This window comes from Streptomyces milbemycinicus (assembly GCF_002154605.1).
Classification (GTDB): Bacteria; Actinomycetota; Actinomycetes; order Streptomycetales; family Streptomycetaceae; genus Streptomyces; species Streptomyces milbemycinicus.
Map to the genome: position 1 here is coordinate 1 of NZ_MUNE01001282.1, position 537 is coordinate 537.

Annotated in this window: 1 protein-coding gene; it reads right to left on the reverse strand. The window is 69.1% G+C overall.

Annotated features, from left to right (window positions below; genetic code table 11):
* Positions 1 to 40 precede the first annotated feature (40 nt).
* Positions 41 to 537 (reverse strand): extracellular solute-binding protein (locus CCN51_RS52635; protein WP_143676278.1); only part of this gene is annotated, 497 nt, incomplete at its 5' end.

The following is a 537-nucleotide window of genomic DNA, read 5'->3' on the forward strand; positions in this document are numbered from 1 at the left end:
CGGCGCCGATGGGCAGAGTCGGCCGTGGAGTGGGTGACGGTCACTGGGAGACCTTGTATCCGTTGGACTTGGCGTACTTGACGACGGAGTCCTGCCAGGCGGACAGCATCGACTCGACGGTCTTGCCCTGGGTCAGGCCGGGTTTGACGGTGGCGGCCCAGATCGCCTCCTGGCTGAACTGGCCCGAGCCCCAGCCCGGCCAGACCTGGGAGGCCGCGTCCTTGAGCGCGCTCAGGTCGCCGGCGAAGTATCCGGAGGCGTCCTGCCCCTTCAGCCAGGCCTCGGCCGCGGGCGCGTAGGCCGGGAAACCAGGCGCCTTCTCGCCTTGGTAGGCGTTGTCGGTGGTGACCCACTTCAGGAAGTCGGTGGCGGCCTTGATGTGAGTGGAGTGCTGGGACAGCAGCCAGGTGCCGCCGCCGACGTTGCCGGTGGACGGCGAAGTGTCCCCCTGCCACTGGGGAATGGGTGCTGCCGCGATGTGCTTGGCCGGGGTCTTGAGGGTGTCCTTGAAGACCGCGCCGCCGAACCAGGCGGGGC